The sequence below is a fragment of the Bradyrhizobium sp. Ken01 genome, from assembly GCF_055807355.1.
Window position 1 is genome coordinate 18,725 of the sequence record NZ_JBVVPC010000058.1, and the last position, 26,468, is coordinate 45,192.

General features: G+C 64.4%; 23 protein-coding genes. 15 read left to right on the plus strand and 8 right to left on the minus strand.

Translation table 11 applies throughout. From position 1 onward, the window contains the following. Positions 1-68 precede the first annotated feature (68 nt). Complete coding sequence (pcaB, locus tag AC0L3S_RS34655; RefSeq protein ID WP_473284237.1) at positions 69-1,430, minus strand: 3-carboxy-cis,cis-muconate cycloisomerase; 1,362 nt, start codon at positions 1,428-1,430, stop codon at positions 69-71. 426 nt (positions 1,431-1,856) lie between these two features. Between pcaB and AC0L3S_RS34660 the strand changes: the two genes are divergently transcribed. Then, positions 1,857-3,416: a winged helix-turn-helix domain-containing tetratricopeptide repeat protein gene (locus tag AC0L3S_RS34660; protein ID WP_473284239.1), complete on the plus strand. Its 1,560-nt coding sequence runs from the start codon at positions 1,857-1,859 to the stop codon at positions 3,414-3,416. Between the two features lie 43 nt (positions 3,417-3,459). Here the strand turns inward: AC0L3S_RS34660 and AC0L3S_RS34665 are convergent, their stop codons facing one another. After that, on the minus strand, positions 3,460-3,882 hold the full coding sequence (locus AC0L3S_RS34665) for a GFA family protein (protein ID WP_473260997.1): 423 nt from the start codon (positions 3,880-3,882) through the stop codon (positions 3,460-3,462). Between the two features lie 229 nt (positions 3,883-4,111). Then, positions 4,112-4,897, minus strand: coding sequence for a methanethiol S-methyltransferase (gene mddA, locus AC0L3S_RS34670; RefSeq protein ID WP_473260999.1), 786 nt, complete (start codon positions 4,895-4,897; stop codon positions 4,112-4,114). Between the two features lie 134 nt (positions 4,898-5,031). On the opposite strand from mddA, the gene AC0L3S_RS34675 reads away from it, so the two are divergent. Continuing rightward, positions 5,032-6,582: a winged helix-turn-helix domain-containing protein gene (locus AC0L3S_RS34675; RefSeq protein ID WP_473284241.1), complete on the plus strand. Its 1,551-nt coding sequence runs from the start codon at positions 5,032-5,034 to the stop codon at positions 6,580-6,582. Between the two features lie 7 nt (positions 6,583-6,589). On the opposite strand, the gene irr is transcribed toward AC0L3S_RS34675, so the two are convergent. After that, positions 6,590-7,072 (minus strand): Fur family transcriptional regulator Irr, encoded by a 483-nt coding sequence (gene irr, locus AC0L3S_RS34680; RefSeq protein ID WP_473284243.1) that lies wholly within the window; start codon positions 7,070-7,072, stop codon positions 6,590-6,592. Positions 7,073-7,249: 177 nt separating this feature from the next. On the opposite strand from irr, the gene AC0L3S_RS34685 reads away from it, so the two are divergent. The 5 genes from AC0L3S_RS34685 (at position 7,250) to AC0L3S_RS34705 (ending at position 12,958) form a co-directional block, all read left to right on the plus strand. Continuing rightward, positions 7,250-7,561, plus strand: coding sequence for a hypothetical protein (locus tag AC0L3S_RS34685; protein ID WP_007599501.1), 312 nt, complete (start codon positions 7,250-7,252; stop codon positions 7,559-7,561). Between the two features lie 218 nt (positions 7,562-7,779). Beyond that, a complete protein-coding gene (locus AC0L3S_RS34690; RefSeq protein WP_473261005.1) occupies positions 7,780-9,330 on the plus strand; it encodes an ABC transporter substrate-binding protein in 1,551 nt (516 codons plus the stop codon). Positions 9,331-9,528: 198 nt separating this feature from the next. Continuing rightward, a complete protein-coding gene (locus tag AC0L3S_RS34695; RefSeq protein WP_473261007.1) occupies positions 9,529-10,500 on the plus strand; it encodes an ABC transporter permease in 972 nt (323 codons plus the stop codon). Beyond that, the gene (locus AC0L3S_RS34700) at positions 10,497-11,336 is read left to right on the plus strand and encodes an ABC transporter permease (protein WP_473284245.1); all 840 of its coding nucleotides are present in this window, start codon (positions 10,497-10,499) and stop codon (positions 11,334-11,336) included. Before AC0L3S_RS34695 ends, AC0L3S_RS34700 begins: the two co-directional genes overlap by 4 nt. Before the next feature lie 2 nt (positions 11,337-11,338). Further along, positions 11,339-12,958: an ABC transporter ATP-binding protein gene (locus tag AC0L3S_RS34705; protein WP_473284247.1), complete on the plus strand. Its 1,620-nt coding sequence runs from the start codon at positions 11,339-11,341 to the stop codon at positions 12,956-12,958. An 18-nt stretch (positions 12,959-12,976) separates the two neighbouring features. Here the strand turns inward: AC0L3S_RS34705 and AC0L3S_RS34710 are convergent, their stop codons facing one another. Then, positions 12,977-13,246 (minus strand): hypothetical protein, encoded by a 270-nt coding sequence (locus tag AC0L3S_RS34710; protein WP_473261013.1) that lies wholly within the window; start codon positions 13,244-13,246, stop codon positions 12,977-12,979. A 348-nt stretch (positions 13,247-13,594) separates the two neighbouring features. Between AC0L3S_RS34710 and AC0L3S_RS34715 the strand changes: the two genes are divergently transcribed. Next, positions 13,595-13,759 carry a hypothetical protein gene (locus AC0L3S_RS34715; RefSeq protein WP_473261015.1) on the plus strand — a complete coding sequence of 55 codons (165 nt, stop codon included), beginning with the start codon at positions 13,595-13,597 and terminating at the stop codon, positions 13,757-13,759. After that, positions 13,756-13,965 carry a hypothetical protein gene (locus AC0L3S_RS34720; protein ID WP_007605116.1) on the plus strand — a complete coding sequence of 70 codons (210 nt, stop codon included), beginning with the start codon at positions 13,756-13,758 and terminating at the stop codon, positions 13,963-13,965. Before AC0L3S_RS34715 ends, AC0L3S_RS34720 begins: the two co-directional genes overlap by 4 nt. 133 nt (positions 13,966-14,098) lie before the next feature. Here the strand turns inward: AC0L3S_RS34720 and AC0L3S_RS34725 are convergent, their stop codons facing one another. Next, the gene (locus AC0L3S_RS34725; RefSeq protein ID WP_473284249.1) at positions 14,099-14,392 is read right to left on the minus strand and encodes a hypothetical protein; all 294 of its coding nucleotides are present in this window, start codon (positions 14,390-14,392) and stop codon (positions 14,099-14,101) included. 125 nt (positions 14,393-14,517) lie between these two features. Further along, positions 14,518-14,865, minus strand: a complete 348-nt coding sequence (locus AC0L3S_RS34730) for a hypothetical protein (protein WP_473261022.1) — start codon at positions 14,863-14,865, stop codon at positions 14,518-14,520. A 134-nt stretch (positions 14,866-14,999) separates the two neighbouring features. Here AC0L3S_RS34730 and AC0L3S_RS34735 point away from each other — a divergent pair, with 134 nt between their 5' ends. The 6 genes from AC0L3S_RS34735 to AC0L3S_RS34760 all read left to right on the plus strand — a co-directional run bounded on the left by AC0L3S_RS34735 (position 15,000) and on the right by AC0L3S_RS34760 (position 24,990). Then, positions 15,000-15,320 carry a hypothetical protein gene (locus AC0L3S_RS34735; RefSeq protein ID WP_007599476.1) on the plus strand — a complete coding sequence of 107 codons (321 nt, stop codon included), beginning with the start codon at positions 15,000-15,002 and terminating at the stop codon, positions 15,318-15,320. 223 nt (positions 15,321-15,543) lie between these two features. Then, complete coding sequence (locus tag AC0L3S_RS34740) at positions 15,544-16,269, plus strand: outer membrane protein (protein ID WP_473261024.1); 726 nt, start codon at positions 15,544-15,546, stop codon at positions 16,267-16,269. Between the two features lie 164 nt (positions 16,270-16,433). Further along, complete coding sequence (locus AC0L3S_RS34745; protein WP_473261026.1) at positions 16,434-18,587, plus strand: methyl-accepting chemotaxis protein; 2,154 nt, start codon at positions 16,434-16,436, stop codon at positions 18,585-18,587. 95 nt (positions 18,588-18,682) lie between these two features. Further along, entirely contained in the window at positions 18,683-19,744 is a 1,062-nt protein-coding gene (locus tag AC0L3S_RS34750; RefSeq protein ID WP_473261028.1) for an MBL fold metallo-hydrolase, read from the plus strand. A 201-nt stretch (positions 19,745-19,945) separates the two neighbouring features. After that, entirely contained in the window at positions 19,946-21,175 is a 1,230-nt protein-coding gene (gene hemA, locus AC0L3S_RS34755) for a 5-aminolevulinate synthase (protein WP_007599472.1), read from the plus strand. Between the two features lie 305 nt (positions 21,176-21,480). Further along, positions 21,481-24,990, plus strand: a complete 3,510-nt coding sequence (locus AC0L3S_RS34760) for a PAS domain-containing hybrid sensor histidine kinase/response regulator (protein WP_473284251.1) — start codon at positions 21,481-21,483, stop codon at positions 24,988-24,990. A gap of 4 nt (positions 24,991-24,994) precedes the next feature. Here the strand turns inward: AC0L3S_RS34760 and AC0L3S_RS34765 are convergent, their stop codons facing one another. Beyond that, complete coding sequence (locus AC0L3S_RS34765) at positions 24,995-26,026, minus strand: alpha/beta fold hydrolase (protein WP_473284253.1); 1,032 nt, start codon at positions 26,024-26,026, stop codon at positions 24,995-24,997. Positions 26,027-26,468: the final 442 nt, after the last annotated feature.

Here is a 26,468-nt window from a genome sequence, read left to right on the forward strand (position 1 = left end):
TCGCGAGACACAAGTGCGCGAGTGCCTTGCGACACCCCAAAGATCCGCGGTTTCGCGCATTTTGGTTTTCAACGCGTTGCCGATTTCAGCACCCGGTCGACCATGGCGGGAGCAAGGCCGAGGTAATTTTTCGGTGATGTCAGCGCCTCGATCGTGGCACGGTCGATTCTGGCAGAGACGCGAGAATCGGACGATAGCGCGTCCGCCAGTGTAAGACCTTTCTCATGGGCGAGCCGGCAGGCGTCATAGACCACGTCATGGGCCTCCTGCCGCCCGATCTGCGGCGCGAGCCCCATCATGACGGCTTCGGCCACGATCAGACCGCGGCTGACGGCCAGATTGTCGTTCATCTTGCTTTCGTCGACGATGAGGCCGGCGAGCGCGAATTTCGCCTGATGCAACGCGCCGGCGGTCAGCACGAAGCTCTCGGGGATCGCCATCCATTCGGCGTGCCAGGGCCCGGTGGCGCGCTCGAAATCCTGCACCATGGCATCCAGCATGAGGCCGGCGTGCTGGCGCACCGCCTTGGACGCCGCGAGCATCAGTTCCGAGGAGATCGGGTTGCGCTTCTGAGGCATGGTCGAGGAAGCACCGCGTCCCTTGACGAAGGGCTCGTAGACCTCGGCGAATTCGGTCGAGGCCATGATCATGATGTCGAGCGCGATCTTGCCGAGGGAGCCGGTGACGAGCGCCAGGAAATTCACCGCCTCGGCAAAACCGTCGCGTGCGACATGCCAGGTCGAGGCGGGAACGCCAAGCTTCAGTTCGGCGCAGAGCGCTTCCTGCACCTCGAACCCCTTGTCGCCGAGCGAGGCCAGCGTGCCGGCGGCGCCGGCGAACTGGCCGACCAGGACGCGCGGCTTCAATTCACTGATACGCTCGGCATGGCGGTCGAACATCGCGAGCCAGATCGCTGTCTTGTAGCCGAAGGTGACCGGCAGCGCCTGCTGAAGATGGGTGCGCCCCGCCATCGGCGTGTCGCGGTAGCGCTTCGAGAGGTCGGCGAGGATTGTGCGCAAGCTCGCGATGTCCTGGTCGACGATCTCGAGCCCGGCGCGCAGTTGCAGCACCACGGCGGTGTCCATGATGTCCTGCGTGGTCGCGCCCCAATGCACATAGCGGCCGGCATCGCCGCATTGCTTCACAATCTGATGCACAAGCGGCAGGATCGGATAGCCGACGACATCGGTCTCCTGCCGCAACAGGTCGAAATCCAGCGCGGCAGCGTCGGTCCGAGCCGCTATCTGATCGGCGGCATCCTGCGGAATCACCCCGCACTTCGCTTCCGCCTTCGCCAGGGCGACCTCGACCTCGGCATAGCGCGCGACCGTCGCGATATCGGAAAACACCTCCCGCATCTGCGGCGTGCCGAAGGCATCGCGGAACAACATGGAATCCAGCACGGTGGTCGAGGCATGAAAAGCGGGCATGGGCGCATCTTCGTGTTTGCGTTTGTGTGGGGGCAGCTTACGCACACGGAACTGTTCGGCAATGGACATTCATTGCTTGCCACACATTCGATGTCGTCGCGAAGGCCAGGACAAAATGGGAAGCTCCCGCGCGCCATTGCCTCAACACCGTCATTGCGAGGAGCCCTTGCGACGAAGCAAATCCACGCTGTCTCCACGGCGAGAGCCTGGATGGCTTCGCTGCGGTCGCAATGACGTGAGGAGACCCTGACAATCCGGCCGAACCGGCTATGTTCTAACCAAGGCTGCATTCCTCCCCGTAAACTGCATGCCTGCCATCACGCGATCGTGGTGAACCGGGCAGGCCCCTCGGTGGACTCATGGGCATCAGCCGAAATCCGTCTTGATTTCATCGTTGCCCGATGTCGTGAGGTCTGAGTTTTCGACGTGCAGTTTCTGTTCCGGGATCACCTGCTCGATACCGACTTGCGCGAGCTGAGCCGCGAGCAGGTTCCCGTTGCCGTGGAGCCGCAGGTCTTCGATCTCGTCGTCCACCTCATGGAGAACCGCGACCGGGTGGTCAGCAAGGACGAGCTGATCGACAAGATCTGGCACGGGCGCAGCGTCTCCGAATCCACCCTGACCAGCCGGATCAATGCGGCACGCAAGGCGGTCGGAGACAGCGGCGCGAGCCAGGCGCTGATCCGCACCATCTCGCGCAAGGGTTTTCGTTTCGTCGGCGACGTCGAGACCAAGCGTGGGGCGACCGCGCCGGAATCCGACTTCGGAGCGAACCTTCTGCAGGCCCCGCTGCCGCTACCGGACCGGCCGGCGATTGCGGTGCTGCCCTTCACCAACATGAGCGGCGACCGCGAGCAGGATTATTTCTCCGACGGGATCAGCGAGGACATCATCACCGCGCTGTCGAAGCTGCGCTGGTTCTTCGTCATCGCGCGCAACTCCTCCTTCGTCTACAAAGGCCGCGCAGTGCATATGAACGAGGTCGCACGCGAGCTCGGCGTGCGCTACGTGCTCGAAGGCAGCGTGCGGCGGAGCGGTGATCGCGTGCGCATCTCCGCGCAGCTCAACGACGTCTCGACCGGCAGCCATCTCTGGGCCGAACGCTACGACCGCGAGCTTGCGGACATCTTCGCGGTGCAGGACGAGATCACCGAGGCGATCGTCGCCGCGATCGAGCCGCAGCTCTATACCGCCGAGAGTTTTCGCGCCCAGCAGAAGCCGCCGGGAAGCCTGGATGCCTGGGATCTCGTGATGCGCGCATTGTCGCATTACTGGCGCATCACCCGCGAGGACAATGCCGCCGCGCAAGGACTGCTCGAAAAGGCCGTCGCGCTCGATCCCACCTATGGCAAGGCGCTCGGCCTGCTCGCGACCAGCCACATCTTCGGCGCGCATATGGGCTGGTCCGACATGGCCTCGACCGTGCCGATCGCCGAGGGCGCGGCGCTCGCGGCGGTGGAGGCCGATCGTGAGGATGCCTGGGCCCATCACGGCCTGGCATACACTTATCTATTCCGCCGCCGCTTCGACGACGCGCTGGCCGAATTCGAGCTGGCGCTGAACCTCAATCCGAACTTTGCGATGGCGCATGCCTTCTACGGCGTGACACTGTGTTACGCGGGACGATGGCAGAACGGCGATGTCGCCGCGCGCCGCGCGCTGCGGCTGAGCCCGCGCGACCCGCTCGCGGCGATCTATTGCGGCGTTGCCGCCTATGCCCGGTTCATCGGCCGCGATTACGAAGGAGCCGCACAGATGGCGCGCGAGTCGATGCGGCAGCGCGCCGATTTCGTCGGCGCGCATCGGGTGCTGACGGCCGCCGCCGGCATGTCGGGGGATTCCGCGCGCGCGGCGTCCGCCCTGGAAGGCTTGCGCCGCGCCCAACCCGGCATCTCGCTCGCCTGGATCACGCGTGAGCTGCCGATGCTGCGGGACGAGGATCGCGAGCATTACCTTGAGGGATTGCGGCGCGCGGGGATGAGCTAGCGAATTTCTCCTCTCCCGCTTGCGGGAGAGGAGATGGGGGCCGCTACTCCTGCATCATCTCGCCGCTGCCGCCGAACTCGGCCGGGAAATCCTTGAGCTTGGGCAGGCCGTCACGCATTGGCAGCACCGTCTCGGCGTAGTTGACGTGGACGCCGGGCGTGAACGCGAGAGTGGGGATAGCGGCGGTGAAGACGTCGATCAGGCCGAGCGGCGGATGGTTGGTCATCAGATGACCGCCGCATTTCTTGCAATACTTGCGCTGGCTGAGCGGCGTCTTGGTAAACGTCTCGACGTTCTCTGTACCTTCGGTGATGCGCACCGCTTCGGGCTTCCACAGACTGAAGGCATTCACCGGACCGCCCGACCACGAGCGGCACGAGCTGCAATGGCAATAGCCCATCGCCTCCGGCGCACCCGTGACCTCGATCGTGACTGCGCCACAGAAGCAGTTTCCAACATGTTTCATTAGGTCGTCTCCGTTGATGATTGTTGAGATTCCTCTCCCCGCTCCTGTTTGCCGAGAACTCGGCAAAAACGAATGCGGGGTCGCGACGAGCTTTGCTCGCACTGATAGCGTCAGGGTGACGGGGGATCACCCCGAGAAGCGTTGAAGGTTGCGTCCGGCAGGATCCGTTACGCGCCTCGGCGCCGCCGCGCGTCCTCCTTTCGGTGGACGCGGCCGAACGACGCGTAAGCTATACCGACTTGCGCCAGGGAATAAGCATCGAGACCCGTTGTTTGTACTGCCGGTACTCGTCGCCGAAGAGGTCGATGAGATCGTGCTCCTCCAGCGCGATGCCGACGAAGATGTAGAGCGTGGTCACGGCGGCGAACAGCAGATGGCCGGCGGTCATGACCGGCGCCGCCCAGAACGCGATGATGAAGCCGAGATAGATCGGATGACGGACGAACTTGTAGAGCAGCGGCGTCTTGAAGCGCGGCGGCGACGCCTCCTTGCCAACGAGATGATTGGTCACCTGATGCAATCCGAACAGCTCGAAGTGATTGATGATGAAGGTCGAGGTAAACACCAGCACCCAGCCCACCAGCGACAGCGTGACGATCGTCACAGCAAGATCCGGGTTCGCGACATCCCATATGACCGTGGGCAGCGGGCGCCACTGCCAGAACAGGAGGAGCAATGACAGGCTCGCAAACAACACATAGGTGCTGCGCTCGACCGGCTTGGGGACGTACTGCGTCCACCAGGCCTTGAATTGCCGGCGCGCCATCACGCTGTGCTGGACCGCAAACAGGGCCATCACGAGCAGATTGATGATGACGGCCTCGGCCGCGGGCGTATCGGTCCCGGTGTCGATGGTCTTCGGCACCACCAGCCCCATGACGAAGCCGATGGCGTAGAGAATGGTGACGAAAAACACGAGATACGCCGCAATTCCGTACAGAAAGGCGATGAACTTGAAAATGCGTGAGCCCGCAACCGGGCCGATGGGATGAACCTGATGATCAATTTGGGTCATAAACAGCTCCGTTGTGCCAAAACGCCGGCACTTCATTGGTCGCTGCACCATGGCGCACCCAAGGTCCCAAGACTTTCGCGGACGGTTGATTTTCGCCTGAGACGACTTTGATTTTTGCTTGAGACGACAGAAACGTGCGATTTTGCTTTGAAAACAATGTGCTCGACGGCGACCTGCGGGAACTCACCTGCAGCGGAGCCGCCGTGCCGTTGCAGCCGCAGGTGTTCGATCTCCTGCTTTATCTGGTGGCGCAGCGCACCCGCGTGGTCAGCAAGGATGACCTGATCAGTCAGATCTGGAGCGACCGGATCATCTCGGATTCCGCCCTGAACAGCCGGATCAACGCCGCCCGCAAGGCGCTCGGCGACGACGGTGCGAGCCAGCGGCTGATCAAGACCATTCCGCGCAAGGGCTTTCGTTTCGTCGGCGAAGTCCGGGAAGAAGTGGCAGCCGCGACCGCCCCCACGCAAGCCGTCGCTGCTTTGCCGCGCGCCCTGGCGGACCGTCCGGCGGTCGCGGTGCTCGCTTTCGAGAACATGAGCGGCGATCCCGCACAGGACTATTTCGGCGACGGCATCAGCGAGGACATCCTCACCGCGCTATCGAAGCAGCGCTGGTTCATGGTGATCGCCCGCAACTCGTCCTTTACCTATAAGGGCCGCGCTGTCCACATCCGGCAGATCGCCGAGGAACTCGGCGTCCGCTACGTCGTCGAAGGCAGCGTGCGCAAGTCGGACAACCGGGTGCGCATCACCGCGCAGCTCAACGACGCCACGTCGGGCAGCCATCTCTGGGCCGAGCGCTACGACCGCGAGCTGGTCGACGTGTTCGCCGTGCAGGACGAAATCACCAACGCGATCGCCGCGGCGATCGAGCCGCAGATTCATGCGGCGGAAAGTTTTCGCGCCCATCGCAAGCCCCCCGCGAGCCTGGATGCCTGGGATCTCCTGATGCGGGGGCTGTCGCATTACTGGCGCGTGACGCGGCGGGATCACGAGACCGCGCGGGCGCTGCTGGAACGTGCGGTCGGAATCGATCCGAACTACGGCCAAGCGCTGTCGGTGCTCGCGGCGAACCACATGTTCGGCGTGCATCTCGGCTGGGCCGAGCTTGCCGTGGTGGCGCCAGCGGCGGAAGCCGCCGCGCTCGCCGCGGTGCGCTGCGATCATGAGGATGCCTGGGCGCACGCCGCGCTCGGCAGCGTCTACTTCTCGACGCGAAGGCTTGCGGACGCACTGTCCGAGTTCGAGCAGGCGCTCGCGCTCAATCCGAACTTCTCGCTGGCGCAAGGCTATTACGCACTGGCGTTGTCCTATGCCGGGCGACCGAAGGATTCATTCGAGGCAGCGCAGAGGGCAATGCGGCTCTCGCCGCGCGATCCATCCCTGGCGATCTATCACGGCATCGCCGGCTATGCCCGCTTCACCGAGCGGCGCTATGGCGAGGCCATCGCGCTCGCGCGCGAGGCGATCCGCCACCGGGGCGACCTCACCGGCGCCTACCGCGTGCTCGCGGTTTCTGCCGGCATGACCGGCGACGGCGTGCTTGCGGAGATGGCGCTGGGCGAGCTCCGCCGTACCCAGCCCAACATCTCGCTGCACTGGATTTCGACGCAATTGCCATGGGCCAACGAGGCCGACCGCGAGCACTATCTGGAAGGATTCCGGCGGGCCGGCTTGCGCTAGACGATCCTCATGTCGAGTCTGCGTCGCGCTTGCGGCGCAGATGGACGACGACGTCGAGCCGCGCGATCTCGTGGCCCGGGAGCGCCTCGGGCATCCTGGTGAAGGTCAGGCCGTCGGTGACGTCGACCAGCACATCCTCGCCTTCGAGGTAGAAATGCGGATGCACGGACGTGTCGGTGTCGAAGAACGACTTGATGCCGTCGGCCGCGATCCGGCGCAACAGGCCGGCTTCGGTGAACTGGTTCAGCGTGTTGTAGACGGTCGCGAGCGACAGCCGCAGATTGGCGGCCGTCGCTTCTTCATAAAGCCCCTCCGCTGTCACATGACGATGGGGGCAGAGGAACAGCATTTGGCCCAGCGCCAGACGATGGCGCGTCAGCCTGAGGCCGGCATTGCCGAGCAATTGCGCGCAACGTGCCGACGCCTCGTCCGCGAAGGAGATGAAGATATCGTCTGAATCCGCTTCGGATGGGGTGGAACGGACGTTCATCGCCGATGCACTCGCATTTGACCAGGCACGCGGGGCTTCACCCGTCCTACCATCAGATCGCAGAAGCGGCAGCCCGGCTTTGATCCGAATCAAATCCGGAACGAGCCCGCCTCTGACCTATCGCAAGGCGGCCGAGTTTATTCCCGGCCAGAATAGCCCCACACAAATGAGGCTCACATGTCCAAGCCGGTTCCCGACAAGGCAGAGATCGCGCTCGAATATCCCGACAAGTTCTATGTCGGCACCTTCGGGCATTCGTCGCGGTTCGAGGCACGTCTCGACGGCAGCGGCGTTGCGCTGGTGCTGCAGCATCCGGGCACCGCGGACGAACGCAAATCGGTGCACCTGCACCTCAATTTCGGCCTGCTCGCCGGGATCCTGCGCGAACTCGCGGGCAGTGTCGCGGCCATCCCCAAGGACGACATCGCGCACCGGGAGCAACTCGCGGACGCGCTTGCCGAGTTGCAACGGGTGCTGCGGCCCTCCTGAGGCCGGGCGGCGCGGCGGCGCCGGCTTGGCCGCCAAACGCCATAACAGGACGCGCTGTACATTTTTTGTGCGAACATTGTCGAGACTTTCATCTTGCGGCGCCGAATGAGACCGTGTGAGCCTCGATCCCGGATGGGGACTGGGATGGGCCGGCCGTAGCTTTGCGCGCCATGACGTGCGAAGCGTTTGCGGCTGGTCTCGCTTGAGAAAGATACGACATGTCAAAACGAGTGTTGCTTGGTGTCCTCCTGGCTTGCGGCCTCGCTGCTCCTGCGCTGGCGCAAGAGCCGAAAGCGGGTGGAGCGATCAATGCCGTGATTCAGCCCGAGCCGCCCGGCCTGATGCTGGCGATGGTCCAGAACGGCCCGGTGCAGATGGTGTCGGGCAACATTTTCGAAGGCCTGCTTCGCTACAGCCCCAAGCTCGAACCGCAGCCGGAGCTCGCCGAGAGCTGGAGTGTCAGCGAAGACGCAAAAACCTATACGTTCAAGCTCAGGAAGGGCGTGACCTGGCACGACGGCAAGCCGTTCACCGCCGCCGACGTGCTGTTCTCGCTCGAGATGCTGAAGCAGACCCACGCGCGCGCCCGCAACAATCTCGCGCAGGTCGACAAGGTCGAGGCTCCCGACGACTACACGGTGGTGTTCACGCTGAAGCAGCCGTTCGGTCCGTTCCTCGGCATCTTCGAGGTCGGCTCGATGCCGATGGTGCCGAAGCATCTCTATGAAGGTACCGACTGGAAGACCAATCCCTACAACAACGCCCCTGTCGGCACCGGCCCCTTCATGTTCAAGGAATGGCAGAAGGGCTCCTTCATCCGCCTGGTCAAGAACCCGAACTATTACGAGAAGGGCAAGCCCTATCTCGACGAGATCTACTGGCAGATCATTCCCGACGCTGCGGCGCGCTCGGTGGCGTATGAGACCGGCAAGGTCGACGTGCTGCCCGGCGGTTCGGTCGAGAATTTCGACGTGCCGCGGCTGTCCAAGCTGAAGGATACCTGCGTCACCGGTGCCGGCTGGGAGTTCTTCTCACCGCTGGCCTGGCTGTGGCTCAACAACCGCCAGGGTCCGCTCGCCGACAAGCGGGTGCGGCAGGCGGTCATGTATGCGATCGACCGCGACTTCGCCAAGGACGTGATCTGGAACGGGCTCGGCAAGGTCGCGACCGGCCCGTCCGCCTCGACCATCAAATACTATACCAACGACGTGCCGAAATATCCTTACGATCCCGCCAAGGCCAAGGCGCTGCTGAAGGAAGCCGGCTACAAGGGCGAGAAGATCCGCCTTCTGCCGCTCGCCTATGGCGAGACCTGGCAGCGCTGGGGTGAAGCCGTGAAGCAGAACCTCCAGGACGTTGGCATGAACATCGAGACCATCGCCACCGACGTCGCCGGCGGCAACCAGAAGATCGGCGACTGGGACTACGACATCGCTTTCACCTATCTGTACCAATACGGCGATCCCGCGCTCGGCGTCGGCCGCAACTACGTCTCCAGCGCCATCGCCAAGGGCCAGGTGTTCAACAACGTCGAGGGCTACTCCAACCCTGAGATCGACAAGCTGTTCGCCGACGGCGCGGTGGCAACGCCCGACTCCAAGCGCAAGGAGATCTACGAGAAGGCGCAGAAGATCCTGGTCGAGGACGTGCCGGTGGCCTGGATGCTCGAGCTGCAATTCCCGACCATCATGCGCTGCAAGGTCAAGAACCTGATCACGACCGGCATCGGGGTCAATGACGGCTTCAAGGACGCATGGCTCGACAAGTAATGACGGGCGTTCCAAGCTCCCCTTACCTCTCCCGCTTGCGGGAGAGGTCGCTACGCTCGAAGAGCGTAGCGGGTGAGGGTTCTCTCCACTTGGCAATCCCTCTGCGGAAATACCCTCTCCCCTACCCTCTCCCGCAAGCGGGAGAGGGGGCGCACCGCAACTGCCGTGTGTTCAACCTGATCTGATCGCCATCCAACAATGCTCTCCTTTGTCGCTCAGCGTGTCGCGAAGGGCGTGATCGTCCTGCTTGCGATCGTCGTCCTCAATTTCTTCCTGATCCGGCTTGCGCCCGGCGATCCCGCCGTGGTGATGGCGGGCGAGGCCGGCGCCAGCGACCAGATCTTCGTTCAGCAGCTCAGGGAGAAGTTCGGCCTCGACAAGCCGCTGCCCGAGCAGCTCTTCATCTACGTCAAGGGCATTGCTACCCTCGACCTCGGCTTCTCCTTCCGCCAGCAGGCACCGGTCGCGAAGCTGATCGGCGAGCGGCTGCCGGCGACCTTGCTGCTGACGCTGACGGCCTTCGCGATCTCGCTCGTGCTCGGCATTCTCTTCGGCACCTTCGCCGCGCGCTTTGCCGGAACCTTTCTCGACACCGCGATCACCGTCTTTGCGCTCATCTTTTACGCCATGCCGATCTTCTGGGTGGCGCTCATGAGCATCCTGCTGTTTTCGGTCACCATGGATTGGCTGCCGAGCTTCGGCTACGAAACGGTCGGCGCCAACCTCACCGGCTTCGCTCATGCTGTCGACGTCGCAAGGCACCTGATCATGCCGGCGATGACGCTCGGCCTGTTCTTCATGGCGACCTACACCCGCATGACGCGCGCCTCGATGCTGGAGGTGAAGCGTCTCGACTTCGTCAAGACGGCGCGCGCGAAGGGTCTGTCCGACGCCGTGATCCAGCGCCGTCATGTGCTGCGCAATGCGCTGCTGCCCGTCGTGACGCTCGCCGGCGTCCACTCCGGCACCCTGATCGGCGGCGCCGTCATCACCGAGACCGTGTTCGCCTGGCCCGGCATCGGACGCTTGATGTACGACGCCCTGCTCCAGCGCGACTACAATCTGCTGCTCGGCGTCTTCGTGATCTGCTCCGCCATGGTCCTGATCTTCAACCTCATCACCGACCTGGTCTATCGCCTGGTCGACCCGCGCATCGAATTCACGACATGAAACAGTTCTGGAAATCGATGATGAGGAGCCCGAGCGGCGTCATCGGGCTGATCATCCTGCTGCTTGCGATCTCGGTCGCCTTGTTCGGTCCAATGCTGTTCCCGAACTCGCCTTGGCGCATGGTTCAGCGGCCGTTCCTGCCGCCGTTCACGCTCGCGACCGTGCCGCTCGGCACTGACGCGCTCGGCCGCGACGTGTTCGCCGGCATGATCTTTGGCGCACGCGTCTCCCTGCTCGTCGGCATGGTCTCCACCCTGGTGGCGCTGGTCGTCGGCGTGCCGATCGGCGCCATGTCCGGCTATTTCGGCGGCAGGGCCGACGACGCCCTGATGCGCTTCACCGAGTTCTTCCAGACCATTCCGAGCTTTGCGCTCGCGATCGTGCTGGTCGCAATCCTGCAGCCCTCGATCTATTCGATCGTCGCCTCGATTGCGCTGGTAAGCTGGCCGCCGGTCGCGCGCCTCGTCCGCGGCGAGGTGCTGTCGCTGCGCACGCGGGAATACGTCCAGGCCGCCGTGGTCACGGGCCAGAGCAACACCTGGATCATCCTGCGCGAAATCCTGCCGAACACGCTGTCGCCGGTGATCGTGCTGGCCTCGCTGATGGTGGCAACCGCGATCCTGCTGGAATCCTCGCTGGCATTCCTCGGCCTCGGCGATCCCAATCTGATCTCCTGGGGCTACATGGTCGGCGCCGGCCGCACCGTGATCCGCCAGGCCTGGTGGATCACCGTGTTTCCCGGCGTCGCCATCCTGATCTCGGTGCTCGGCCTCAATTTGATCGGCGAAGGCCTCAACGACGCGCTCAATCCGCGACTGTCGCGGGAGGGCCGCTGATCATGACCGCACCGCCCGCCGTCTCCATCAAGAATCTGCGGATCGCGTTGCCCAAGGGGGCGGAACGGCCATTCGCGGTCGACGGCGTCTCGCTCGATTTGAGGCCCGGCAAGATCGTCTGCGTCGTCGGCGAATCCGGCTCCGGCAAATCGATGTGCGCGCACGCGCTGATGGGCCTGTTGCCTGACACGGTCACCGTCACCTCCGGCGAGATCCAGTTCGAAGGCCGCGACCTGCTCAAACTCGACGACGACGGCTGGCGCGATCTGCGCGGCCGACGGCTCGCGATGATCTTCCAGGAGCCGATGACCGCGCTCAATCCGTTGATGCGGATCGGCGACCAGATGGCGGAGATGTTCGAGGCGCACGGCCTGCTCACGCCGAAGGAGCGGCGCGCCAAGGCGCTGTCGCTGGCGCGCGAAGTCGGCCTGCCCGACCCCGAACGCATCGTGCGCGCCTATCCGCACCAACTGTCCGGCGGCCAGCGCCAGCGCGCCATGATCGCGATGGCGCTCGCGCTCGAACCGGCGGTGCTGGTCGCGGACGAGCCGACCACCGCGCTCGACGTCACCACACAAGCGCAGATCCTGAAGCTGATCCGCAACCTCCAGCGCAATCGCAACATGGCGGTGATGTTCATCACCCATGATTTCGGCGTCGTCGCCGACATCGCCGACCAGGTCGTCGTGTTGCGCCATGGCAAGGTGGTCGAGGAAGGGCCCGCCTCGGCGGTCTTCAACGCGCCGCAGCACGACTATACCAAGGCGCTGCTCGCCGCCGTGCCCACGATGGACCCGCCCACCCGCAGCCCCCTCGACGACCAGGCCAAGGCGGTCGAGGTGATCGGACTGGACAAGACCTACGTCACCTCGGGCGGCTGGTTTCGCGAGGACCGCCGCGTCGATGCCGCGCGCGAAGTCAACTTCACGATTCTCAAGGGCGAGACGCTCGGCCTCGTCGGCGAATCCGGTTCCGGAAAATCGTCGGTGGCCCGCCTGGTGATGCGGCTGATCGAAGCCGATCGCGGCACCGTGCGGATCGGCGAGACCGATCTCACAAAGCTCGCGGGCAAGGCACTACGCGCCGAGCGCCATCGCATCCAGATGATCTTCCAGGATCCGTTCGCTTCGCTCAATCCGCGGCGCAAGGTCGGCCACATCATCGCCGACGGCCCGATCGCGGCCGGCACCGATCCGAAGGTGGCGTTGGACCGCGCTCGCGATCTCCTCAAGATGGTCGGGCTCGATGCCGGCGCGCTCGAGCGTTATCCGCATGAATTCTCCGGCGGCCAGCGCCAGCGCATCGGCATTGCGCGCGCGCTCGCGCTCGAGCCCGAGATCATCGTCGCGGACGAGGCCGTCTCGGCGCTCGACGTCTCCGTGCAGGCGCAGGTCCTGAGGCTGCTCGAAGACCTCAAAGCTCGCCTCGGCCTCTCGATGCTGTTCATCACCCACGACCTTCGCGTTGCGGCGCAAATCTGCGACCGCATTGCGGTGATGCAGCGCGGCGCCATCGTCGAGCTGAAACCGACCGCTCAGCTGTTCGCCGCGCCCGAGCATGCCTATACGCGCGAACTGCTCGCGGCCGTCCCCGGGCAGAGAGAGCACGCGCCGACAGCTTAAATCAGCCGATCGCGGCTTCTACTTGGTTCTGGGGTTCGTGTTGTTCCAGGTGGGGACTGAGTTTGTTACGCCGACGGAGGGCTGGTTGGACGTTCCGATCGACGGCGCTGTCACGGTTCCGACGGTCTGCCCGGAACTTCCAATGGTCCCTTGCTGTACCGGTGCTCCGGAGCGTCCGCTCGTGCTGTTTGGTGTCCCCGTCCCCGACGTTTGTGCGTTTGCAGCGAGTGGCGTTGCAGACAATCCGAGAGCAATAAGTGCAGCAATGGAGCGTTTCGTTCTTGTCATGGCTGATCCTTTCGGGCGCGGTCTCTCAATCGCGATGCCGTTCGTCGAGGCAACCCGTGCACTGAGTGACCTTACAACCCCACGCGCGACAAAATGTGCCGCCGTGCCATCATCCCGCGGGGCTCAACTCTTCATCACGATGAAGCGAAGCGGTCCCCACCGAACAGATGCGCCGTGAGATCGGGCGCATCGTTGAAGGTATCCTGCTCCACCTCAGGAACGGAATACTCACGGGCTTTTTATCCCTCGTGACCGCCCGCACGGCTGCAAAGCCGGAGCCGGCACCCCACATCCGGATGAAATGATTTCCATCATGTGATGATGGATCGAGGATCTATTGGAGCCGACATGGGCCAGGTTATTGAGTTTGTCTCGAAATCCGAGCGCGAGCGCATTCGCCTCATCCAGGAAGCGCGCGCGATCTACGACAGCATTTTCCCGCCGGCTGATCCGGCAAGCGAATCGTCGAGCGGAGCCTCCGCGCGTCGCGGCGACGGAGGCAACCTCGCGTGATCAAGATCATCGCCGTGCTCTGCAACCTCGCCTCTCCAGCGAACTGTCACGAGCAGACCGTCACCACATCCGACTTCGCCGACGTCTCGATGCAATCGTGCCTGATGGGTGCGCCACAGCTCGCCGAATGGATGAACCAGCATCCGGCCGAGCGTCTCGCCGGATGGCGTTGCGTGATCGGCCAACAGGCCGGCCGGGGAATTTAGGATCGAGCTGCGCTGTCCCTGAACGATCCGAAATGCCTGGTCCACCGCCATGATCATTACTGGTCGCGCTCCATCTTCTCTGGCATTGCGACCGGCAGGCGGAGACCGGGATTGGCTCGCCGAACAGGCGCGCCTACCGGGCGGGCGGGTTTGTGTTACTCCAGGTCGGGACTGCGTTGGTCACGCCGACCGACGGCCAATTATACGTGCCGATCGACGGCGCCGTGACCGTCCCGACCGACTGTCCTGAGCTACCGTAAGCCCTCGACGGCGCGGCCATCGCCCCTCCAGCGCTGCCATAGTTCGGGGCCGCGAGACCGGAGCTGTAATGTCTGGCGGATCTGTGCTTCTTCGCCTCGACAACGGAGGGGGCCGTAGTTAGGCCAACCGTGATAAGTGCGGCAATTGCGAATTTGAGGCTTGTCATGGCTGATCCTTTGGTCGCCGTGGACCCCTTGCGCCAAGTGTTCATTGTTCGGAAGAATTCCATAGCGGTCCCGTTCATAACTCCGTGCGCGGGCGAAGGTGCCGGGGAGCGGTTGCACGGCTTGATCAGCGCCGCCGCGGACGACAGGCCTTGCGGTTGTGGCGCTCCTTGACGGTCGCGACCGAGTGCATCAGCTCCTTGAAAGCCGTGATTGCCTTGTCGTCGCCGAGTGCGCTGTCACCGAGCGCTTCCAGATGCTCAATGACCACGAGCAGCGCATCCGCAACCTGGCCGATCTGCTTGCCGTAACTGCCGACATCCGACAGCAGGTCCTTCTCGACATCGGGCGCCGAGGATTGGCCCACCGTGATGTTCACGAGACCGAACTGGCCGCCGGTCGGGCTGAAGAACGACGTGATCGGGTTGATGGACTGCACGACGTCCCCCGACAGAGGCAGCTTGAACACGGGCATGCGGCTATCCTTTCCTTTGCTGAGCCCGGCGGGCGCGAGACTAGCACGCCCGCCTCTGACGCGCGGCTCGCCTTCGGATGGACCCGAATCAGCGCTAGTGCATTCACCTCATCGACTGCGCGTATTGAGGCGACATGACCGGTCCCGAACTGAAGCAACTCCGCAACGATCTCTCAGACGTCCTCGAACGCAAGCTCACCGCGGCCGACATGGCCCGGCTTTGCGGATTGCCGGAGAAGGGCGGCGCCGACACCATTCGGCGCTGGGAAGTGAGCGGCCCGACACCGTCGGCGACCAAGGTGCTGCGCGTGCTCGCGATGGCGAGCGAGCGCTATCCGATCCTGGAGAAGTTCGACGTCTTCGATCGCCATGACGTGCGCGAGGAAGACCGGCCCGCAAAGCGCGCTGCATTCCGCGAACAGATGCGCGATGAGGCGCGGCGCCGTCTTGGTTAAGGAGATGCGCGCGCAAGTTACCCTAATAGCGCCGGGTTAAGCCTTCCTTCACCATTTCTTAAGCCGCCATTAAGCACGAAAATCATTTGCAGCCCAATACGTTAGGTTGGCTGCCGCTGTGCCACGGATGTGACAGCATTTTCGTCAAAAGCGAGCTATCTGCAGAATCAACGACGGCGCGGAAAGCGCGCCTGCCGGGGACCTAAGTGTTGGAGTTTGGACGATGAAGAAGTTTCTGTTTGCGACCGTTGCGCTGCTCGTGGTGGGCGCTGCCGCACCGGCGGTCGGTGCCGATCTCGGTAACCGCAATTACTATAAGGCGCCCGCGCCCGCTTATGCCGCGCCGATCTACAACTGGACCGGCTTCTATATCGGCGGCCATGTCGGCGGCGCGTTCTCCAGCGACAACAATTTCAGCGGCCTCTCCACCGGCAATAACGGCAACGGCCGTTTCCTCGGCGGCTTGCAGGCTGGTGCGGACTGGCAGTTCAACCCGAACTTCGTTGTCGGTGTCGAAGGCCAGTATTCCTGGCTCTCCGGCAGCGTCGGCGCGGTGTTCCCGGGTGGCGTCGCCTACACCAACGACCAGCGCGGTCTCGGCTCGATCACCGGCCGCGTCGGCTACACCTGGGGTCCGGGCCTGCTCTATGTGAAGGGCGGCTACGCTTATTCGGACAACAACGAAAAGGTCACTGTCGGCGGCGTGCCGGCTGCCTTCGTCATCACGGGCGACCACCGCAACGGCTACACCGTCGGCGCCGGCCTCGAATACATGTTCGCCCCGAACTGGTCGGCCAAGGCCGAGTACCAGTACTACAATTTCGGCGACGCGCACTTCACCGGTGGTCCGCTGGCGGGCACCGGCAACTTCACCACCGACGACCACACCATCAAGGCGGGCGTCAACTACCGCTTCAACTGGGCCAACTCGGCGGTCGCGCGCTACTAAACGGTTACCAAGACCTTATCATGATGAAGGGCCGGCATCGTTGCCGGCCCTTCTTTTTTCGCTGTGCGGAACGCACGCAACCGATTGAGCAACTTGCGATTTTTTAACCCGTCCCAAGGATACTCCGCGGCGAAAACATAAAGATCACGCGTGGGGGAATTTTGATGGCAATCCGTCTGGGCCTTGGCCGTTTGCTTGGTCGTATCCGGCCTCGTTTCAAAATGCCGACATGGGGCGTGCGCGGCAGCCTGTTCACGGCCTTCGCGGTGATCGCGGGCATGGGCCTCGTGATTGCAGCCGGCGCCGGCTTCGTCTTCAACCATCTCGGCAGCACCATGATGGACCTGAGCGGCCGCGACATCCCGCGCCTTTCCGCCAGCCTTCAACTCGCATCGCAAAGCGCAACGCTCGCGGCGCAGGGGCCGGGCCTCCTGGCGTCGCCGTCCGACGAGGCGCTGAACGAACGCACCAAGAAGGTGCAGGAGATCCAGCAGCTCGCCATGGCCAAGCTCGGCGAGATCATCGAGCTCGGCGCCGACAAGCAGGTCGCAACCGCGTTGCGCGACACCGCCAAGAGCATCGACGAGGCGACCCAGAGTCTGGTGTCGGCAGCGCGCGAGCGGCTCGATACCGGCGCGTTGCATGACAAGCAATATGAAGCGCTCCGCAAGGCGCAGCTCACCTTCGTCGGTGCGGCCGGTCCTGCCATGCTGGACGCGCAGACGCGCCTGAACGCGATCCTCGGCGCGGCGGAAGTTTCCGCCGACGATGCCACCGAAGCTGCCCGCACCGTCTCCCAGGTCGCGACCATCTCCGCCAACGGCAATTTGATGGCCGCCGACATGATGGCGGCGCTGTCGGCCAACAACAGCGATACGCTGGAGGCGATCGAGAAGGAGTTCAAGGCGACTCGCGACCGCGTCAAGTCGAACCTCGAGGACCTTCCGAACATGGCCTCGATGCAAGCGGTGCGCGACACCGTGCAAAAGCTGTTCGCCTTCGGCGAAGGCAAGTCTGGCGTTTTCAAGATCCGCCAGAAGGAGCTCGACGCCATCGACTACGGCCAGACCATTCTGGACGAGACCCGCAAGCTCAATGTCGGCCTCGGCATCAGCGTGCAGCAGCTCGTCGAAGGCGTGCAGAAGGAGACCAACGCGTCGACCTTCCAGGCGCGGCAGGAGATTTCGCTTGCGACCACCGCGATGCTGGCACTCGGCGCATTGACGCTGGTCGGCTCGGCGCTGTTCGTCTGGCTCTATGTCGGCCGCAACATCCTGCGCCGCATTCGCGAGCTTCAACGCGCCATGCAGTTGCTCTCTGCCGGCGACCTCGATACCGAGATCGTCCGCTCCCGGCAGAACGACGAGATCGGCGCGATGAAGGAAACGCTGACGGTGTTCCGCGACAGCATGATCGAAGCCCGGGCGCTTGCGAGCGAGCAGGACAGGGATCGCGTCGCCAAGGCCGAGCGTGCGGCGCAGATGGAGGCGAAGATTGCAGACTTCGAGAGCACGGTCCGCTCCGCACTCGACAATCTCGCGCAATCAGCCAATTCGATGCAATCGACCGCGCAGAGCATGTCGAACACGGCAGATCAGTCCAATGCGCTGGTGAACGCGGTTGCATCCGCAGCCGAAGAGACCTCGGTCAACGTGCAGACCGTATCGTCAGGCACCGAGCAGCTCTCGTCCTCGATCGAGGAGATCAGCAAGCAGGTCGTCACCTCGGCCGCGATCGCCAGGAAGGCGGTCGACGAAGCCGGCGCGACCGATGCCACGGTACAGAGCCTCGCCGACAGCGCGAGCCGCATCAGCGTGGTGGTCGACCTGATCCAGACCATCGCCTCGCAGACCAATCTGCTCGCCCTCAACGCCACCATCGAGGCGGCGCGCGCGGGCGAAGCCGGCCGTGGCTTCGCGGTGGTCGCCTCCGAGGTGAAGAGCCTCGCGAGCCAGACCGCGAAAGCGACGGAGGAGATCCGCAGCCAGATCGCCAGCATGCAGTCAGTAACGACTTCGGCGGTCGGCGCCATCCAGGGCATCGGCCGGATCATCGGCGAGATCAACGACGTCACCACGACGATCGCCGCCGCGGTCGAGGAACAAGGCGCGGCGACACGCGAGATCGCCCGCAACATCCAGCATGCGGCCGGCGGGACCAGTGAGGTCTCCAGCAACATCGTCGGCGTCTCCACGGCTTCGGCGGAAGCCGGCGCGGCGGCGAACGAAGTGCTCGGCGCCTCCGACGCGCTCCGCCGCGAGGCCGACATGCTGCGCGGAGAGATCGACGCGTTCCTCAACAACATGCGGGCGGCGTAAGAGGTCGTTCCGTAGCCCGGAATGACCGCTATGCGGGCCGCGCCAGCGTCCTTTTTCGGCTGGCGCGCCGTGACGAGCGGGTTTAAGCCGGTAGCATGAACGCAAAGACCGACACCGTGCAGTCCTCCGCCGACGCCCTGCGCTATCCCTGGGAACAGCATCCCGGCCCCGAAGAGGTCGTCGAGGTGAAGCCGGGCGTGTTGTGGGCGCGGTTGAAGCTGCCGTTCCGCCTCAACCATGTGAACATCTACCTGCTCGCCGACGGCGACGGCTACGCCATGATCGACGCCGGCTTCGGCAATGAGGAGACCATCGAAGCCTGGACGAAGCTGTTCGACGGGCCGTTGAAGGGCGTCAACATCACGCGCCTGATCGTAACCCATTCCCATCCCGATCATGTCGGTCTGGCCGGGTGGATCGTCGAGCGGTTCAACTGCCCGCTGGTGATGTCGCAGGTCGAATATCTGCAATCGGTCTATCACCAGAACCGCGGCACCGAGGAGCGGAAGGAGGCGCAGCGGCTGTTCTTCCGCCGCCACGGCATGGACGATTCGCTCACCGAAAAACTGCTCGGCCGCGGCCAGGACTATCTCAAGCGCGTCTCGGTGTTGCCGCCGTCCTACCGCCGCATCTCGCATGGCGAGGACGTCGTGATCGGCACGCGCCGCTTCAAGGTGATCACCGGCGGCGGACACGCGCTCGACCAGGTGATGCTGTATTGCGCCGACGACAAGCTGTTCCTCTCGGCCGACCAGGTGCTGAGCAAGATCTCGCCGAATGTCAGCGTGTGGGCGGTCGAACCCGACCAGAACTCGCTCGGCGAATATCTGGCCTCGCTCGCCAGCCTCACCACCACGCTGCCCTATGACGTGCTGGTGCTGCCCGGCCACGGCGTGCCGTTCTATGGACTGAAGACCCGCATCAAGCAGCTCGCCGATCACCACGAGGAGCGCTGCCGCCTGATCGCGGAAGCCTGCCGCGAGGTGCCGCAGACCTCGCGCGCGTTGGTGCCCGTGGTGTTCAACAAGCACGTGCTGGACGAACACCAGATGGGTTTCGCCGCCGGCGAACTGGTCGCCCACGTCAACTACATGATCGTGGAAGGCCGGCTGACGGCTGAGATGAAAGACGGCGTGTTGCAGTTCAGGACGACCTGAGGGCTGCGCTCAATTCACCGGATGGTGCAGAGCAACATTGCATCTCGCGTGAACTTGATCCGGATCAAGTTTCAAATCGCATGATAGGGCATTTTGCCCAAATGCCCCGCAGGTCCAAATGTGGGATAGCGCATAGACATTGGAGCTGGAAAAGCTCTAAGGATATGCGGGTCTTTGGTCGGTTCCGCTGCAGGTTTGACGATGGATTACGCCCAGTTCTTCAATTCCGCCCTTGATCGTCTCCACTCCGAGCGGCGCTACCGCGTGTTCGCCGATCTCGAGCGCATCGCCGGCCGGTTCCCGCATGCGCTCTGGCACTCGCCCAAGGGCAAGCGCGACGTCGTGATCTGGTGCTCCAATGACTATCTCGGCATGGGCCAGCACCCGAAGGTGGTGGGCGCGATGGTCGAGACCGCGACCCGCGTCGGCACCGGCGCCGGCGGCACCCGCAACATCGCCGGCACGCATCATCCGCTTGTGCAGCTCGAGGCCGAACTCGCCGATCTCCACGGCAAGGAAGCCTCGCTGCTCTTCACGTCCGGCTACGTCTCGAACCAGACCGGCATCGCGACCATCGCAAAGCTCATTCCGAACTGCCTGATCCTGTCGGACGAGCTCAACCACAATTCGATGATCGAGGGCATCCGCCAGTCCGGATGCGAGCGGGTCGTGTTCCGCCACAACGACCTCGCCGACCTCGAAGCGCTGTTGAAGGCTGCGGGCCCGAGCCGGCCCAAGCTGATCGCCTGCGAGAGCCTTTATTCGATGGACGGCGACATCGCCCCGCTCGCCAAGATCTGCGACCTCGCCGAGAAGTACGGCGCGATGACCTATGTCGACGAGGTCCACGCCGTCGGCATGTACGGCCCGCGCGGCGGCGGCATCGCCGAGCGCGACGGCGTGATGCATCGCATCGACATTCTCGAAGGCACGCTCGCCAAAGCGTTCGGCTGCCTCGGCGGCTACATCGCCGCCAACGGTCAGATCATCGACGCCGTGCGCTCCTATGCGCCGGGCTTCATCTTCACCACCGCGCTACCGCCGGCGATCTGCTCGGCCGCGACCGCCGCGATCAAGCATCTGAAGACATCAAGCTGGGAGCGCGAGCGTCACCAGGATCGCGCCGCCCGGGTCAAGGCGATCCTCAACGCCGCCGGCCTGCCGGTGATGTCGAGCGACACCCACATCGTCCCGTTGTTCATCGGCGACGCGGAGAAGTGCAAGCAGGCTTCCGACCTCTTGCTCGAACAGCATGGCATCTACATCCAGCCGATCAACTATCCGACGGTCGCCAAGGGCTCCGAACGCCTGCGCATCACGCCCTCGCCCTATCACGACGACGGCCTGATCGATCAGCTCGCCGAAGCCCTGCTGCAGGTGTGGGACCGCCTGGGCCTGCCGCTTCGCGAGAAGTCGCTGGCCGCGGAGTAGACGTTTCCCTCGCCTCTCCCCGCTTGCGGGGAGAGGCCGGAATGCGCGCGAAGCGCGGATTCCGGGTGAGGGGGAGTCTCCGCGAATCCAACTATCACCGTCACCGGGGAGAGTCGCCTCACCCCACCCTCTCCCCGCAAGCGGGGCGAGGGAGAGCGGGCAGCTCGCCCCACACCTTAACGACACCCCCGGTTCCCGCACCCACACGGCATTTCGCTGTCGCCTCCACCCGTCCAACGCGCTAGATTTACAGCGAAAATGAGATCGGGCGCGGCCAGCGCGCCCCCGGGAGAAGCACGCTCGCCATGCTGCACGATTGGGGCGTGATCGCCGCCGCCTTCGGCTATATCGGCTTTCTGTTCCTGGTGGCGAGCCATGGCGACCGCCGCAGGCCGGCCGGGCGCGGCCGCGCCTCGGGGCTGATCTATCCGCTGTCGCTGGCGATCTACTGCACCTCCTGGACCTTCTTCGGCTCGGTCGGCTTCGCCACCCGCACCTCCACCGACTTCCTCGCGATCTATGTCGGCCCGATCCTGATGATCGGGTTAGGGGCCGGCGTCCTCCGCCGCGTGATCCAGCTCGCGAAGGCCCACAACATCACCTCGATCGCCGACTTCATCGGAGCGCGCTACGGCAAGAGCCAGGCGGTGGCGGCAACCGTCGCGCTGATCGCCATCATCGGCTCGGTGCCCTACATCGCACTCCAGCTCAAGGCGGTCGCCTCCTCGCTCGAAACCATCCTGAGCGAAGACCAGGCCTTCTCCCACATCCCGATCTTCGGCGACGTGGCGCTGATGGTGACGCTGGCGATGGCGGCCTTTGCCGTGCTGTTCGGCACGCGGCAGACCGACGCCACCGAGCACCAGCACGGCCTGATGCTGGCGGTCGCAACCGAATCCATCATCAAGCTCGTCGCCTTCCTCGCCGCGGGCATCTTCGTCACCTTCTGGATGTTCTCGCCGCACGAGCTGATCGAGCGGGCGATGAAGACGCCGGAGGCGGTGCGCGTCATCAACTATTCGCCGTCGATCGGCAACTTCCTGACCATGACGCTGCTGTCCCTGTGCGCGATCATGCTGCTGCCGCGCCAGTTCCACGTCAGCGTGGTCGAGAATTCCTCGGACGCCGAGGTCGGCCGCGCGCGCTGGCTGTTCCCGCTCTATCTCGTCGCCATCAATCTGTTCGTGATCCCGATCGCGCTCGCCGGCCTCGTCAGCTTCCCGTTCGGCGCCGCCGATCCCGATATGTACGTGCTGGCGCTGCCGATGGAGGGCGGCGCGGATCTGCTCAGCGTCGCCGTCTTCGTCGGCGGCCTGTCGGCGGCGACCGCGATGGTGATCGTCGAATGCGTCGCGCTCTCCATCATGGTCTCGAACGATCTCGTGGTGCCCCTGGTGCTGCAACGACGGCCCGAGGGGCGCACCGGCGGCGCCGATTTCAGCGACTTCCTGCTGCGTTCGCGCCGGCTCGCGATCTTCGCCATCATGGTGATGGCCTATTTCTACTACCGCGCGCTCGGCAACACCCAGCTTGTGGCGATCGGTCTGCTGTCTTTTGCCGCCATCGCCCAGCTTGCACCGAGCTTCTTCGGCGGACTGCTGTGGCGGCGCGCGACCGCGCGCGGCGCGATCGGCGGCATGCTGGTCGGCTTCGCGGTGTGGCTCTACACGCTGTTCATCCCGAGCTTCATGGATACTTCGACGGCCGGCATCCTGCTGCTCCAGCACGGCCCGTTCGGAATCGAGGCGCTGCGGCCGCAGGCGTTGTTCGGCGCCGATTTGCCGCCGCTGATGCACGGGGTGGTCTGGTCGCTGTCGCTCAATATCCTCACTTATGTGCTGCTGTCGCTGGCGCGCCGGCCGTCGTCGATCGAGCTGGTGCAGGCCGATCTGTTCGTCCCCAACACGCTCGCGCCGATCTCCCCGAACTTCCGCCGTTGGCGCACCACCGTCACGGTGCAGGACATCCAGACCACGGTGGCGCAATATCTCGGGCCTGACCGCGCACGGCATTCGTTCGAGGCATTCTCCGCGCGGCGCAATGTGCGGCTGGAGTCCGGGGCGCCCGCCGATTTCGAGCTGCTGCAGCATGCCGAGCACCTGATCGCGTCCTCGATCGGTGCGGCCTCCTCGCGTCTGGTGATGTCGCTGCTGCTGCGCAAACGGACGGTGTCGGCGAAGGCTGCGCTCAAGCTGCTCGACGATTCCCATGCGGCGCTTCATTTCAACCGCGAGATCCTCCAGACTGCGCTCAACCATGTGCGCCAGGGCATCGCGGTGTTCGATGCCGATCTGCAACTGATCTGCTCCAACCGGCAGTTCGGCGATCTCCTCAACGTTCCCCCGCATTTCATCCAGTTCGGCACGCCGTTGCGTGAAATCCTGGAATTCATGGGCGTGAGCGAGCCGGCCGATCCGATCGAGCGCGAGGCCATGCTGGAGCGCCGGCTGGTGGCCTACACCACCGACGGCGAGCCCTATCTCGAGCGCCTGCCCGATCGTCACATGGTGATCGAGATCTTGACCAACCGCATGCCCGGCGGCGGCTTCGTCATCACCTTCACCGACGTCACGCCCACGTTCGAGGCGGCCGAAGCGCTGGAGCGCGCCAATGCGACGCTGGAGAAGCGGGTGCGCGACCGCACCGAGGAGCTGACCCGGCTGAATTCCGAGCTGGCGCTGGCCAAGAGCGCGGCCGAAGACGCCAGCATCTCCAAGACGCGCTTTCTCGCCGCCGCCAGCCACGACATTCTCCAGCCGCTGAACGCGGCGCGGCTCTATGTCACGAGCCTGGTCGAGCGTCAGCACAGCGGCGAGGAGACGCGGCTGGTCGAGAACATCGACGAATCGCTCCAGGCGATCGAGGAGATCCTCGGCGCGCTGCTCGACATCTCCAGGCTCGACGCCGGCGCGATGACGACCTCCATCTCGAGCTTCAAGATGGCCGATCTGATGCGCTCGCTGGAGATCGAATTCGCGCCGATCGCACGCGCCAAGAATCTGGCGCTCGTCTTCGTGCCATGCTCGCTGCCCGTCGAGTCGGATCGTCTCCTGCTGCGGCGGCTGCTCCAGAACCTGATCTCCAACGCGATCAAATATACCCCGCGGGGGCGCGTGCTGGTCGGCTGCCGCCGCCATGGCGCCTCGCTCAAGATCTGCGTCTACGACACCGGCGTCGGCATCCCGACGGTCAAGCGCGGCGAGATCTTCAAGGAATTCCACCGCCTCGAGCAGGGCGCTCGGATCGCCCGCGGCCTCGGCCTTGGCCTGTCGATCGTCGAGCGGTTGGCGCGCGTGCTCAAGCACGACATCGCCATCGATTCCAATGTCGGCGGCGGCTCTGTGTTTTCCGTGACGGCGCCGACGGCGAAGGCGATCACCCACACCGCGGCCGTGACCAGCGCAACGCCGCTCGCACGCACCTCGATCTCGGGGACCCTGATCGTCTGCATCGAGAACGACGCCGCGATCCTCGACGGCATGCGCACGCTGCTGAAGGCGTGGGACGCCGAAGTGATCGCGGTCGCCGATCCCGAGGGCGCGATCGCCGCGATCGAAGCCGCCGGCCGCCGCGTGACCGGCCTGCTCGTCGATTATCATCTCGACCGCGGCAACGGCATCGCCGCGATCCGCGACATCCGCCGCCGCTTCGGTGACGGCATCCCCGCGATCCTGATCACCGCCGACCGCAGCCCCGCCGTGCAAATGGCTGCACGGGACGAAAAGGTCGCGGTGCTCAACAAGCCGGTCAAGCCGGCTTCGCTGCGCGCCCTGCTCGGCCAGTGGCGCACGCAGCAGATGGTGGCGGCAGAGTAGCGGGTCAGGCACCGCCGTCGGCGTCGATGACGGCCTTGGCAAAGGCTTGCGGTGCTTCCTGCGGCAGATTGTGGCCGATGCCGCCGGTAATCAGGCGATAGTCGTAGCGGCCCGAGAACTTCTTGGCATAGGCGCTTGGATCGGGATGCGGCGCGCCGTTGGCGTCGCCTTCCATCGTGATGGTTGGGACGCTGATCACCGGAGCTGCCGCAAGTTTCTTTTCGAGCTCCTCGTATTTGGCTTCGCCCTGGGCGAGCCCGAGCCGCCAGCGGTAATTGTGGATCGTGATCGCGACGTGATCCTTGTTGTCCAGCGCCGCCGCGCTCCGGTCGAAGGTGGCGTCGTCGAACTTCCACTGCGGCGAGGCCAGCTTCCAGATCAGCTTGGCGAAATCATGCGTGTATTTCTCGTATCCGGCGCGGCCGCGCTCGGTCGCGAAATAAAACTGGTACCACCATAGCAGCTCGGCCGACGGCGGCAGCGGCGCGTTGCCCGCGGCCTGGCTGGAGATCAGATAGCCGCTGACCGACACCAGCGCGCGGCACCGCTCCGGCCACAGCGCGGCGATGATGTCGGCGGTGCGCGCGCCCCAATCGAAACCGGCGACCACCGCCTTTTTGATCTCGAGCTTGTCCATCAGCGCGATGATGTCGGCAGCCATTGCTGCCGGCTCGCCGTTTCGCGGTGTCTCCTCGGAGAGGAAGTGGGTCGAGCCGTAGCCACGCAAATAAGGGACAATGACGCGATAGCCGGCCTTCGCCAGGATCGGCGCGACGTCGACGAAGGCATGAATGTCGTAGGGCCAGCCGTGCAGCAGGATCGCGACCGGACCGTTCGCAGGACCGGCCTCCGCGTAACCGACGTTGAGGACGCCGGCATCGATCTGCTTGATCGCGCCGAACGACGCATTCGTTGCGGCCGAGCGCGGCGCTTCCGATTCGGCGCGGGCGAGGCCGATCACGCCGAGGCCGGCGGCGACAGTTCCCGCGGCGACGCCGAAAAACTGGCGCCGGTGCTGATCGATGATCTGTTTCATGATGCTGCTCCCTCGTTGATCGGTCGTGCACTGACTAGCAGCGGCGACCGCGAGACACCCGTTTGGAGTTGTGAGAAGTTGTGAGGTTCCGGTTCCAGCATCTGCGGCCCGATTGCCGGGGCGGCAAACTGGTTCTCCAACCAGCGCTGTCATTCCCGGCAAAAGCGGGAATCCAGTACGCCGCGGCGTCTCGACTCCACCACAGGCGTCTCTGGAATACTGGATCGTCCGCCTGCGCGGACGATGACACCGAGCGCGAGGCGACGCACATGCGCTCGCCTTCTCGCGGCGCGTTTCGCCCGAGCTTTGCTTCGTCACTCCGCCTTCTTGACCAAGAGGGCGCAGGGAAGGCCGGGTGCCGGCTGGCACCCGCGGTCCGCTGCGCGAAAAGCACACGCAGGAAAACCGCACAGCAGCATACAGGTGTAGCCAATCACTCGGC